The sequence below is a fragment of the Arthrobacter sp. zg-Y238 genome (assembly GCF_024385525.1).
GTDB classification, from domain to species: domain Bacteria; phylum Actinomycetota; class Actinomycetes; order Actinomycetales; family Micrococcaceae; genus Arthrobacter_B; species Arthrobacter_B jinronghuae.
Genome location: NZ_JANFLU010000008.1, coordinates 108,057 through 120,316 on the forward strand (window position 1 = coordinate 108,057; position 12,260 = coordinate 120,316).

Consider the following 12,260-nt stretch of genomic DNA (forward strand, 5'->3'; position numbering starts at 1 on the left):
GTGCTCAACAAATACGCACGGGGATTCTTCACTGCCGTTTTCACCCCGCTGGCCACCTGGCTGCTGCGCCGGGGGGTGACCCCGGACATGGTCACCATTGCCGGCACGCTCGGCGTGATGATCGGCGGCCTGGTCTTTTATCCGCTGGGTGAATTGTTCTGGGGCACCATCTTCATCACCGTCTTCATCTTCTCCGACGTGGTTGACGGGATCATGGCCCGGCAGCAGCAGCGCAAGGGGAGCTGGGGCGGGTTCCTGGATTCCACCCTCGACCGCTTCGCCGACGGCGCCCTGTTTGCCGGCGTCGCCATCTGGTTCTTCACCGGCGGCGGCAACGACGCCATCGGCACCGCGGCTGTTCTCTGCCTGGTGGTCGGCATGCTGGTTTCCTACATCCGGGCCAAGGCCGAGTCGCTGGGTTTCTCCGCCAATGTCGGCATAGCCGAGCGTGCCGAACGGCTGGTCTCCCTGCTGGTCGCCACCGGACTGGTGGGCCTGGGTGTACCCGAGGTCCTGCTGCTGGTGGTGCTGATCCTGCTGACCCTGGCCAGCTGCGTGACCATCGGCCAGCGGATGCACACCGTGCGGAAACAGGCGCGGATGGGCAACCCGGCCTAGGCAGGCTTACCAGACGCAACAGAAGGCGGGAACCGGATCACCGGTTCCCGCCTTCTGTTTATGGTCGCTGCCGGGCCGCTGCCGGGCCGCTGCGGCTGCCGCAGCGGCGGACTTAGGGCGGCTGCCGCAGCGGCGGACTTAGGCCGCCGAGGCTTAGGCCAGGCCGCGCCGGTCCAGCAGCGGCTGGATCTGCGCATCGCGTCCGCGGAAGTTCCGGAACGCCTGCAGCGGATCGATGCTGTTGCCGCGGGACAGCAGCTCCGTCCGGAAACGGTTTCCGTTCTCCCGGGTCAGGCCGCCGTTCTCCCGGAACCACTCGACCGTGTCGGCGTCGAGCACTTCGCTCCAGATGTACGCGTAGTACGAGGCAGCGTAGCCGCCGGCAAAGATGTGCTTGAAGTAGCCGGTGCGGTAACGCGGCGGAACCAGGTCCAGGTCGACGCCGGCCGCCGCCAGGGCCGCTGCCTCGAAGGCTTCCGGATCCTGCACCGTTTCGCCCGGGGGGAGTTCGTGCCAGGCCAGATCCAGCAGGGCGGCACCCAGGTACTCAGTGGTGGAGAATCCTTCGCCCCAGACGGCCGCCGCATTCACCTTGTCGATTTCCTCCTGCGGCAGCGGCTCCCCGGTGACGTAGTGCTTTGCGAAGTTGCTGACCACCTCCGGCCACAGCATCCACATCTCGTTGACCTGTGACGGGTATTCCACGAAGTCGCGCGGCACGGAGGTGCCGGAGAACTGGGGATAGATGACGTCCGAGAACAATCCGTGCAGCGCATGGCCGAATTCGTGGAACGCCGTGACCACCTCGCCGAAGGTCAGCAGCGTGGGTTCACCGGCCGGGGGCTTGGAAATGTTCAGGTTGTTGATGACCACGGGCTGGGCGTCCAGCAGCCGGGACTGGTGGACCAGGGAATTCATCCAGGCGCCGCCGTTCTTGGTGTCCCGGGTGTAATAGTCGCCCAGGAACAGGCCGAGCCCGGTGCCGTCGTCGTCCTTCACTTCCCAGACCCGGACGTCGGGGTGGTAGCCCGCGAGGTCTGTCCGTTCGGTGAAGGTCAGTCCGTAGAGGCGGTTGGCGGCGTAGAAGACGCCGTCAGTGAGGACGCGCTCCAGTTCGAAGTACGGGCGCAGGGCGGAGGAGTCGACGTCGAACTTCTCCCGGCGGACCTGCTCGGAGTAATACGCCCAGTCCCAGGCGGCCAGTTCGTGTCCGTCCCGCCGGGCCGCTTCGCGCAGCTCTTCGGCCTCGGCTTTGGCATTGCGCACGGCTGCAGGGGCGAGCTTGTCCAGCATCTCGTGGATCGCGTCCAGGGACGGTGCGGTCTGGTCATCCGTGCCGTACTCGGCATGGTTGGCGAAACCGAGCAGTGCAGCCTTCTCCGCCCGCAGCGCGGCCATCTCGGCGGCGAGGGCAAGCGTGTTCCCGTCGTTGTTCCGGAAACCCCGGTGTAGGGCGGCTTCATGCAGCCGACGGCGGCTCTCCCGGTTGGTCAGCGACGCCAGGGCTGGCTGCGGGGTAGGCAGCACGAGGGACAGCAGATACTTGCCGTCGTGTCCCGCTTCCCTCGCAGCGGTCGCTGCGGCAGCGATGTCGTCGTCGGGCAGGCCGTCCAGTTCGGCGGCGTCGTCCACTACCAGGGCCGAAGCGTTGGTGTCCTTCAGCAGGCGCTGGGAAAAGTCCGTGCCCAGTTCCGAAAGCCGGGCGTTCAACTCCCGCATGCGGGCCTGCCCGGCGTCATCGAGCTGCGCCCCGGCGCGGATGAAGCGGCGGCGGTACTCCGACACTAGGCGGACCTGCTCATCGTCCAGGCCGGTGAGGTTCGCCGCGACGGCTTCGACCCGGGCAAAAAGCTGCCGGTTGAGGTAAATCGTGTCTTCGTGCGCGGCGAGCCGCGGGCCGATCTCCTGCTGGATCCGCTGCACGCCCTCCGTAGCGTCCGCGGCACAGAGGGTGAAGAAAACGACGGCGGTGCGCCCCAGTTCCTGGCCCGAGGACTCCAGTTCGGCGATGGTGTTTTCGAAGTCGGGGACCTGCGGGTTCGCGGCAATGCGCTCAATCTGCGCGGCGTGCTCCCGGATTCCGGAGTCAAAAGCGGGCAGGAATACGTCTTCGTTGATCTGCGCGAACGGAGGCAGCTGGTACGGCAGGCTACTCGGGTAAAGGAAAGGGTTGTCCATAAAGCCCAAGACTGGCACAGCGGGGCATCCCGCTCCAACCTGACACTGCAGTAGGATCGGTCCGATTCCCCGCTGCCGCAGCCTGCGGGCCTGGGGAGATGCGTGGGGGGGTTCATGAAACGCAACCTGGGTATTCGTCTTCCGGGGCGTGGTCCGGGGCTAGGTGCCGGGCTGCTTGCGGGGGTGCTCCGCCTGCCGGGGCTTGCGGCGGTGCTGGCGCTGGCCCTGCTGCTCGGCGGCTGCATGGCGGACGGTGGAGGCGGGAGCGACGGGCCGGAGGGGCGCCAAGGTGCCGGCGCGCCGTCGTCGGCGTCCGCCTCGTCCGCCTCGCCCGCCGCGTCGCCTGCCCGGTCAGCGTCGCCGTCGTTACCGTCCGCGGACCCCGGCAACCCCGGCAAGGGGCCGGACTGTCCCACGGAGAACTGCTTCTCCCTCATGCTTGCCGGCGACCTGCTGGTCCATCCGCAGCTGTGGGAGCAGGCCGCGGCGGATGCGGGTGCCACGGGCAAGGGACCTCTGGACTTCGAGCCGCTGCTGGCCGGGCAGCGGACCTACATTTCCGGATCGGACCTGGCCGTGTGCCACATGGAAACCCCGGTGGCCGAACCGGACGGGCCGTATACGGGCTATCCCATGTTCAACGTACCGCCGCAGATCCTCACGGCAGCGGCCGCCGTCGGCTATTCCGGCTGCACCACCGCCAGCAACCACACCATCGACGCCGGTACGGCCGGCTTGAACCGCACGCTGGGCGTGCTGGATTCCCTGGGGCTGGCGCACACCGGCTCGTACGCCGCCGAGACCGGCGCCGGCGCTCCCATGCGCCTGTCCGCTCCGGCGGGGGAGCTCGCCGTCATCGAGGCCACTTACGGGTTGAACGGGCTGGTGGCCGAGTATCCGTGGCAGGTGGACCTGCTCGACGCCCCGGCGATGATCGCGAAGGCGAAGGCGGCCCGGGCGGAGGGGGCCGACGTCGTCGTCGCGGCCATCCATGCGGGCGAGGAATACGCGTCGGTGCCCAATGTCCAGCAGGTGGAAACCGCCCACGCGCTGGCGGACAGCGGCGAATTCGACTTCATTTACGGCCACCACACGCATTCGGTGCTGCCGATCGAGAATTACAACGGCACCTGGATTGTCTACGGGCTCGGCAATGCCGTGACGGAGCTGTCGCCCTGGTACGACGTCAACAACGAGGGCCTGATAGTCCGGGCGCAGTTCGCCCGCGACGACGCCGGGGCGTGGACAGTCAGCGACCTCGCCTGGGCGCCGTCGGTGATCGTCCGGGACCCGTACCGGTGGTGTTCCGTTGCGGGGGACCTGCCGCAGGGGGAATGCGCGCCGCCGGCCCAGCGGGAAGCGGTGCGCGCACGGACCGTTCCGGTGGTCGAGTCTCTGGGGGCGGCCGACGCCGGGGCGCATGAATGGCTCGTGTCGCAGGGCGGCGGGGGAGGGTAGGCGAGGGCGTGGTTGTGGGGTGTCGGGGTCGTGCGGCGTTGTGCGGGACAGCCGGGCATGAGGGCTAAACCGCTTCGGTGAGAAAAATCCACTCCGGTGAATCCTGCCGTACCGGGCTTCCATCCCAGTTACCCCAGCACTGATCGACGGTGAATCCTGCGGCTTGCAGCCCTGCGGTCACAGTGTTCCAGGCAGGGAAGCGCAGTGTCTCGGTCGTCGTTCGCGTTCCGGAGCCGTCGGTCCAGGTATCGGTGTGGGTGATCCGGTCATCCTCACGCTGGACGGTCTGGGTGACTGTTCCCCGGCTGGTACTGTGCGTGCCCTCCCACCTGCGCCAGGCTTCAACGTCCGGGTTGCGTACTTCAAAGGCCAGGCTGCCTCCGGGCCGCAGTGCTCGTCTGGCATGCGTGAGTACCTGCACCCAGGAGGTGTCATCAAGGAAGTACTGCGCGACATGTCCGGTCATCAGAACCAGATCGGTCCAGGCATCCGGCAGGCTTTCCGCGGTTCCTTGAATCCAGATGACGGTGCCGGCATGCGGCTGGGATGCAGCGAGCGAGAGCATCGTTTCTTCCGGCTCGACACCGATCACTTCATGCCCTTGCCCGGCCAACAGGCTGCACAGTAGGCCCGTTCCTGCGCCGATGTCCGCAACACGGCGGGCTCCCAATGTGCCCGCCAAGGACAGATAGAACGGGAGGTCCTGCCGGGCTTCGCTGTCGGCGTCGTAGGCTGCCGCAAGTTCAGGGACGGCGTAGTAGTTAGCCGGTTTCAATGCAGTCATGCGGCTCATTTCTGTGAGGTCTCGCTTCAGTCGGGGCTGGCGGCTTCCGGTGGGGCTTCCGGTGGGGCTTCCGGTGGGGCTTCCGCCGGAACGCTAACACGCGCGGCGAGCCCGGACGACGGATGGGTCGGGACGCCCTGCCTGCGCACTGCGGCAGATCCAGGCTAGCCTTCGAGTCGACGATGGCAGGCCTCGGGCGAGCATTCCGGATCGACCGATGGAGGCAGGAACCGGCCCCACGCTTTCAAGTGTTTCTGCAGGTCAGAGCAGGGGTACTCGGGGATGGAGGAGGTTTTCCACAAGGACGAAAACTCCTATCGCAGGCATGGTTTTGAGCTCATAGCATCGAACACATGTTCGAATCAAATCCGGATTACCAACCACCTGTTGATGGCGTTGAGCCCTCCGGCGGTACACCTCCTGGATACCGCGGTGGCAGCAACGGACGGGCTTCTGCGCCAGCGATGTCCAGCCGTCAGTGCCGTGGCACGGCAACCCCTGACAAAGCGCCTTGCGGCAACGAACCGTCATCCTCGCCGGTCACCACGTGGATCTCCGAGCTGTCGTCCGGGCGGGCTTTGGAAGACATCGCCTCCGATACAGATGCGGGTCTGATAAACCGCCTGCGAGTACTCGAAGAACTCAAGGCTGCCGCTGCAGCAGCCCAGGTCCGGGTTACCGCCGCTTTCGATGCTTCCGTACGCGCAGCACATGCCCGTTCCGGGGTTCCCCTGGAGCAGCAGGGGAGAGGAGTCGCAGCTCAAATTGCCCTCGCCCGACGCGAATCGCCTGCCCGCGGCGGGCGGATCCTTGGCTTTTCCAAGGCACTGGCACATGAAATGCCGTGCACACTCCGGGCGCTGTCCGAGGGCTCAACGAATGGCGGGCAACGCTGCTGGTCCGCGAGACGGCGTGCCTGTCAGTATCGGACCGTCGGCTGGTGGACCGGGAAGTGGCCGGAGACCCTGCAGGGCTGGAGGGTTTGGGGGACGGACGCCTGATCGGCCGGATCCGGAAAATAACCTACCGGATCGATCAGGAGGCGCTGGTCCGCCGGGCAGCCAAGGCCCAGGCCGACCGTTATGTTTCCTGCCGGCCTGCCCCGGACACCATGACTTACCTGACCGGCCTGTTGCCGGTGGCCCAGGGTGTTGCCGTCTTTGCCGCCCTCAGCCGTGAAGCAGATTCACTCCGGGCCAGTGGCGATGAACGCGGCCGGGGCCAGATCATGGCTGACACGCTGGTTGAAAGAATCACCGGTCTTACCCAAGCTGACCGTGTGCCGCTGGAGGTCCAACTCGTCATGAGCGACCGTACGCTTCTTGCGGGCTCGGATGAGCCGGCCTACCTCCAGGGATACGGTGTGGTACCGGCCATGTGGGCGCGCGACGCGGTACGAAAAGCCGGAACTCGCAGCGGCGGCGGAGGGGTGGCTGAATTTCACACTGCTGATGACAACCAAGTCGGAAGCCGTCAGGCAGTTGCCGACCAGACCCGAAGCCGTCAGGCAGTTGCCGGCCAGACCGGAAGCCGCAGCTTTAGCGGTGAAACGACCGGAAGCGGCCCGACGCCCAACGCGGGACGAAAAGGCCGGGCAACTCGAAGTGGAGGATCCGGTTCTCCGGACCTCTGGCTCCGACGCCTCTACACGGCCCCGGCCACCGGTGAACTCATCGGCATGGACTCAAAGGCGCGGTTCGTCCCCGATTCATTGGCGAAATTCATCTCTGCAAGGGATCAAACCTGCCGGACACCGTGGTGCAACGCGCCAATACGGCACCGCGACCACATCCGCCGGCACCGGGACGGGGGCGCCACCGATGCAAAGAACCTGCAGGGACTCTGCGAAGCCTGCAACCAGGCCAAGGAAGCACCTGGATGGCGTGCTGAAAGCAGTGGAAGTCCTGGCCGGCACACGGTTGAAATCACCACGCCGACCGGACACACCTATCAATCCACGGCGCCGCCGCTGCCGGGCACCTGATCGTTCGAGCCGCAGCGCTAAGTGCGATGCCGAGACGGCCAGGTCGTCGCTGTCCCCGCGGTGTGGTCTGCCGGAGGAGGGCGTCCTGGACTGATCGAACGACTGGCAGTTCATCAGGAACACCGCAGCCGCGGATACGGCACGGTCATGACAAATGCGACACACTTAGCTTGTCTACGTATCAGCGCTTCAGAATGAATATCCCGTCCGGGCCGGTACGAGTGTTTAGCGCACCTGGTTTCGCGTAAACACTTACGGACCAGCCTGAGTCCTCATCGAAAGCGCCGAGGTGCCAGTCTGAGAATCGATTCAGTAACGGTAGCCCTGCGGAACCCGCCGCAGCATCCTGTGCCTGCGGACCGCCCCTTGTGTCAACGGTGGTACCGACCACAAACAGGCCACCGTCAACCAGGAGCCCACAGACTCGCCTGAAAGCGTCCTGCAAAGCCTCGCTGGAAAGGAATGCCGGCACGTTTCCAGACATCAAGATGACCTCGTACCTGCCGGGCAGACCCTCACTACGCAGGCGCTCATCAGAGAGTTCGTCCACGGCCAGCTGTCGATACCATTCGCTATCGAAGATGTCGGCGGCGACATCCAAAACGGCACGAGCCGGATCGATGCCGTACGCGTGATGCCCACTCTGACGCAGCGCATTAACCGCCGAGCCGATGCCGCAGCCGACATCAAGGATCCGGCTGTTGCGGGGGGCCAGCATGTCTATAAACCGGGCATCGACCTCAAGGTCGGTTCCTATTTCCACTAGCCGGAGCATCTTTTTGGCGTAGGAATCAAGGTCAGCACTGGGCATCATGACCATCAGACTAACGGGCAGCCCCGGCACCCGGACGAAAAGCGTCCCACGCAGCGAGTCCCTAGCGCGGCCGCTGCCCGGCGTGCTGGCGTGCCATCTCCGAGAGCTTCGACAGCTCAGCCAGATCCTCTTCCGAACGGGGAACAGGAGAGAAGCTGCCGTACTTCCGGATTGCTGCCTTTTCGATCAGGAAGTCCGCAATGGCCGGGTTCTTGGGAAGGAGGGAACCGTGCAGGTAACTGGCCACTACGTTCTTGTACCGGGCGCCCTCGGTGCTGTCCTTGGTGTTGTTGCCTTCACCCTTGCGGATCTCCGCGAGCGGCTTCACGCCCGGGCCGAGGAACGTCTGGCCGCTGTGGTTCTCGTAACCGTGGATCTCGCCGAATTCTTCGCTGACCGAAAGCACGTTGCCGATCAACCGCACGTCACCGCCGTGGGTCTCCATGTCCAGGATGCCGATGCCGGGAATGAGCGCACCCTCATGCGTCTTGAAGAACCGTCCGAACAACTGGTACAGACCGCAGATCACCAGCATCGGCAGGCCGTCCTCGGCAAGCCACTGCAGGGTAGGCGCCAACTGCTGGAGATCCTGCTGGATCACCACCTGTCCGCTGTCCTGGCCGCCGCCGCCGACAATGATGTCGACGTCGGCAGGGAACTCGTCCCCGGCGTTGTACTCCTCGACGACAGGCTGGTAGCCGTACCACTTCAGGCGCTGCTTGAGCACCAGCACGTTGCCCCAGTCGCCGTAAATGTTCATTTCCCGCGGGTACAGCTGCAGGATTTTGATTGTGCGGTCCTCGGTCATGAGACCACCTCTACCTTCGTGATCTTGGAGAGTTCCCGGCGTACGGCCAGCATGGCCGTGTACGTGCAGAAGATCCGCATGGGAACCCCGGGGGAGTCCTTGATAAAACGCTTCAATCCATCCGTGATGTCCGGTTCGATGGTGCGCACGGGTACGTCGTCGTACTTCAGCCGCAGCGCCATGTCGTAGGCGCGCACGCCGCTGACGACGTCGACTCCGCCCTCGGCCAGGGATTCGAAGTCCACGTCCCACAGCCAGGACATGTCCCGGCCGTCGGCGTAGTTGTCATTGATGGCGATCATTGTTGAATAGCCGTGGGCGGCGAAGGACTTCAGGCCCAGGCGGAAGCCGCTGGGATTCTTGACCAGCACCAGCTCCAGCGGCTGGCCGTTGACGGTCAGGGACTCGCCGCGCCCGAACGCAGGCTCCACATTCGCAAGCGCCTCGAACAACGCGTCGGAGTCGAGGTTCTTGCCCTTGATCGTCCGCGCAAAGGCGAGGGCGGCGGCGGCATTGAAGATGTTGTAGACACCGCGCAGCTTCAGTCCGGTAGTGCGGACCTGTCCGTCGACCAGGAAATCGGCGTCCGTCTCACTTACGCGTTCAAGGACGACGTCGGCCTCCTGCGTTGCCGCCAGCGCCTCGGCGAGGCTGCCGCGCATCTCGTCGTCGTTGGGGAAGGTGCTGCGCAGCGACGCGTCGAGCCCGAAGTACACGGCACGCTGTCCGTTCAGGGAATCGGCAATGCCCGCCACGCGGGGATCCTCGCGGTTCAGCACCACCGTCTCGGTGGTCGCGCGGGCAATGGATTCCAGCAGGCGGGTGGTCTTGTCGATTTCGCCGAACCGGTCCAGCTGGTCACGCAGGACATTCAGCAGCAGGCTGTAGCGCGGCTGGATCAGTTTCACGAAGTGCACGGCATGGGCCTCGTCCAGTTCCAGGACGGCGATGTCAGCATCCAGGTGCCCGCGCAGGTTCACTTCGCCCAGCAGGGCTGCGGCGACGCCGCGGGTGAAGTTGCTGCCCGTGCGATTGGTGAAGACCTTCAGCCCTTGGCTCTCCAGGAGCTCCACCACCATCTTGGTAGTGGTGGTCTTGCCGTTGGTTCCGGACACGACGGCGACGCCGAGCGGCAGGTCTGCGAGCGTGCGGCGGATGAAATCCGGATCGATCTTCTCCACCACCAGGCCCGGCAGGGCGGAGCCGCCGCCACGCAGTTTGGAGGCACTGCGGACCAGTTTTCCGACCAGGATGGAAAAAGAACTCATGGTTACTGAATATAGCGCACACCCTTGATACAGCACCGATCCGAAGGAGTGAGGCTGCACGCATCGGGGCAGGTCAGCGGGGTTATATCCGTTGGGATCCGTCCCCGACCCGGAGCCAGGAAGCGTTTCCGGCCCCGGAAACGGAATCGGTCGCTAGAATTGTGGCAGTGCGTTCGGGAAGCTTAGCTGGTCTCCCTGTTCGGCCCCGGGTTCCCCGGAGTCCTGGACGGGCGGCAAGCAGCCGGACTTTTTTATCGATCAGAGGAGAAGCGTAGAGCATGTCGGGCCACTCTAAATGGGCAACCACCAAGCACAAGAAGGCCGTAATTGATGCCAAGCGCGCCAAGTCCTTCGCCAAGCTGATCAAGAACATCGAAGTTGCAGCACGTGCCGGCGGAGCCGACATGGCAGGCAACCCGGCCCTTGAACTGGCCGTTTCCAAGGCCAAGAAGACGTCGGTGCCGATCGACAATATTAACCGTGCGGTCAAGCGCGGCGCCGGTCTGCTCGGTGAAGCCGTTGATTACCAGACCATCATGTACGAGGGCTACGGTCCGCAGGGTTCCGCCCTCCTGATCGAGTGCCTCACGGACAACAAGAACCGTGCTGCTTCCGAGGTCCGCCTCGCCGTGACCCGCAACGGCGGCAACATGGGCGACCCCGGTTCGGTGGCTTACATGTTTACCCGCAAGGGCGTGGTGAACCTCCCCAAGAACGGCCTCACTGAAGACGATCTGCTTATGGCCGTCCTGGACGCCGGTGCCGACGAAGTGAAGGAATCGGGCGAGAACTTCGAGATCATCTCCGAGCCGCAGGACCTCCGCGCCGTCGTTGGTGCGCTGGAAGAGGCGAGCATCGAGTACGAGACCGATGAAGCCGAATTCGTCCCGTCCATGCACGTGGAACTGGACGCCGACGCTGCCCGCAAGTTCCTCAAGCTTGTGGATGCGCTGGAAGACCTCGACGATGTACAGAATGTCTACTCCAACGCTGATATCCCGGCCGCCGTTATGGCCGAGCTTGAAGAAGACGACTAAGCGCCGAATCAGTGTCTTTACGCGTCCTGGGGGTGGACCCCGGCCTCACCCGCTGCGGCCTTGGAGTAGTTGAGGTCGAGGGAAACCGCCGGGCCACCCTCGTGGCCGTCGGAGTTGTCGGCACGGTGGCCGGAACCGCGCTGGACGCACGGCTGCTGGTCATTTCCGAAGCCATCGAGCTGTGGCTGGACACCCACCGGCCCGATGTCCTGGCCGTGGAACGGGTGTTCAGCCAGCTCAATGTCAGCACGGTGATGGGTACCGCCCAGGCGTCCGGCGTCGTCATTGCCGCCGCTGCCCGGCGCGGCATCCCGGTGGCCCTGCACACGCCCACTGAGGTCAAGGCGGCGGTCACCGGCTCCGGCTCGGCCAACAAGGACGCCGTGGGCAAGATGGTGACTAAGATCCTGCGGCTGGACGAGATGCCCAAGCCGGCGGACGCAGCCGACGCCCTTGCCCTGGCGATCACCCACGCCTGGCGCCGCGGCGTCGCCGGTCCCGGACCCACCGCAGGCTCTGCGTCGCGGGGCACGGCGCCGGCTACCGGACTGACTCCGGCCCAGCGGCTCTGGGCCGAAGCGGAAGCGCGGGCAAAACGCGGAAGCTACTGAACAGCAGGGGAATGCGGGCGCCAGCAAGTAGGGTATTCGTAGATATGTTCTATACAGCCTCTGGAGTTCCTTCATGATCAGTTCCCTCCGCGGGGTCGTTTCGCACGTGGGCCTTACCTCTGCCGTCATTGATGTCAACGGATTCGGGATGCTCGTCCAGGCCACTCCGCAGACTCTGGCTTCGCTGCGCACGGGAAGTGAAGCCAGCGTCCATACCGCGATGATCGTCCGCGAAGACTCCATGACCCTGTACGGGTTCAGCGACGCGGATCAGCGCGAGGTCTTTGAAATCCTCCTCGGCGTCAGCGGCGTGGGCCCCCGGATAGCCCTGGCTGTCCTGGCCGTGCACACCCCCGAAGCCATCCGGGTGGCCGCATCCACCGGCGACGACAAGGCCTTCAGCAAGGTCTCCGGCATTGGCCCCAAGGGCGCCCGCCGCATTGTCCTCGAGCTGGCGGACAAGCTGGTGCCGCACGGCACCGCGGAAAACCCGGCCGCACCCCGTTGGCAGGAACAGGTCCTGGCGGCCATGACCGGTCTCGGCTGGTCCGAAAAGGACGCCACCGCCGCCATGGACGATACCGCCGCCGAGCATCCCGACGTCGCTGCCGCCGGCAACGTGGGGGAAATCCTGAAACTGACGCTGCGACGCCTCGGGACCGACGGCGCCCGGGCCTCCTCGCGCCGAAAGGCTGGCTGA

General features: G+C 65.2%; 12 protein-coding genes. 7 read left to right on the forward strand and 5 right to left on the reverse strand.

Features of this window, described 5'->3' with window-relative positions; genetic code table 11:
• Complete coding sequence (gene pgsA, locus NNX38_RS08210; RefSeq protein ID WP_255797549.1) at nt 1–618, forward strand: phosphatidylinositol phosphate synthase; 618 nt, start codon at nt 1–3, stop codon at nt 616–618.
• Nucleotides 619–771: 153 nt separating this feature from the next.
• Here the strand turns inward: pgsA and NNX38_RS08215 are convergent, their stop codons facing one another.
• Entirely contained in the window at nt 772–2,796 is a 2,025-nt protein-coding gene (locus NNX38_RS08215; protein WP_255797550.1) for a M3 family metallopeptidase, read from the reverse strand.
• Between the two features lie 114 nt (nt 2,797–2,910).
• Here NNX38_RS08215 and NNX38_RS08220 point away from each other — a divergent pair, with 114 nt between their 5' ends.
• On the forward strand, nt 2,911–4,254 hold the full coding sequence (locus tag NNX38_RS08220) for a CapA family protein (protein WP_370646391.1): 1,344 nt from the start codon (nt 2,911–2,913) through the stop codon (nt 4,252–4,254).
• A gap of 64 nt (nt 4,255–4,318) precedes the next feature.
• On the opposite strand, the gene NNX38_RS08225 is transcribed toward NNX38_RS08220, so the two are convergent.
• Entirely contained in the window at nt 4,319–5,038 is a 720-nt protein-coding gene (locus NNX38_RS08225) for a class I SAM-dependent methyltransferase (RefSeq protein ID WP_255797551.1), read from the reverse strand.
• An 844-nt stretch (nt 5,039–5,882) separates the two neighbouring features.
• Here NNX38_RS08225 and NNX38_RS08230 point away from each other — a divergent pair.
• Both NNX38_RS08230 and NNX38_RS16910 read left to right on the forward strand, forming a co-directional pair.
• Nucleotides 5,883–7,022 carry a DUF222 domain-containing protein gene (locus tag NNX38_RS08230; protein ID WP_370646392.1) on the forward strand — a complete coding sequence of 380 codons (1,140 nt, stop codon included), beginning with the start codon at nt 5,883–5,885 and terminating at the stop codon, nt 7,020–7,022.
• A gap of 21 nt (nt 7,023–7,043) precedes the next feature.
• Complete coding sequence (locus NNX38_RS16910) at nt 7,044–7,220, forward strand: GNAT family N-acetyltransferase (RefSeq protein WP_370646395.1); 177 nt, start codon at nt 7,044–7,046, stop codon at nt 7,218–7,220.
• Here NNX38_RS16910 and NNX38_RS08235 read toward each other — a convergent pair.
• From NNX38_RS08235 to NNX38_RS08245, 3 genes are all read right to left on the reverse strand, one after another.
• Entirely contained in the window at nt 7,204–7,836 is a 633-nt protein-coding gene (locus NNX38_RS08235; protein ID WP_255797552.1) for a bifunctional 2-polyprenyl-6-hydroxyphenol methylase/3-demethylubiquinol 3-O-methyltransferase UbiG, read from the reverse strand. The two genes, NNX38_RS16910 and NNX38_RS08235, sit on opposite strands and share 17 nt — an antisense overlap.
• Nucleotides 7,837–7,897: 61 nt before the next feature.
• Nucleotides 7,898–8,644, reverse strand: a complete 747-nt coding sequence (locus NNX38_RS08240) for a type 1 glutamine amidotransferase (RefSeq protein ID WP_255797553.1) — start codon at nt 8,642–8,644, stop codon at nt 7,898–7,900.
• On the reverse strand, nt 8,641–9,912 hold the full coding sequence (locus NNX38_RS08245; RefSeq protein WP_255797554.1) for a Mur ligase family protein: 1,272 nt from the start codon (nt 9,910–9,912) through the stop codon (nt 8,641–8,643). Before NNX38_RS08245 ends, NNX38_RS08240 begins: the two co-directional genes overlap by 4 nt.
• A gap of 278 nt (nt 9,913–10,190) precedes the next feature.
• Between NNX38_RS08245 and NNX38_RS08250 the strand changes: the two genes are divergently transcribed.
• From NNX38_RS08250 to ruvA, 3 genes are all read left to right on the forward strand, one after another.
• Entirely contained in the window at nt 10,191–10,949 is a 759-nt protein-coding gene (locus NNX38_RS08250; protein ID WP_227921280.1) for a YebC/PmpR family DNA-binding transcriptional regulator, read from the forward strand.
• An 11-nt stretch (nt 10,950–10,960) separates the two neighbouring features.
• The gene (gene ruvC / locus NNX38_RS08255; RefSeq protein ID WP_229951763.1) at nt 10,961–11,560 is read left to right on the forward strand and encodes a crossover junction endodeoxyribonuclease RuvC; all 600 of its coding nucleotides are present in this window, start codon (nt 10,961–10,963) and stop codon (nt 11,558–11,560) included.
• Between the two features lie 73 nt (nt 11,561–11,633).
• Nucleotides 11,634–12,260 carry a Holliday junction branch migration protein RuvA gene (ruvA, locus tag NNX38_RS08260; RefSeq protein WP_255797555.1) on the forward strand — a complete coding sequence of 209 codons (627 nt, stop codon included), beginning with the start codon at nt 11,634–11,636 and terminating at the stop codon, nt 12,258–12,260.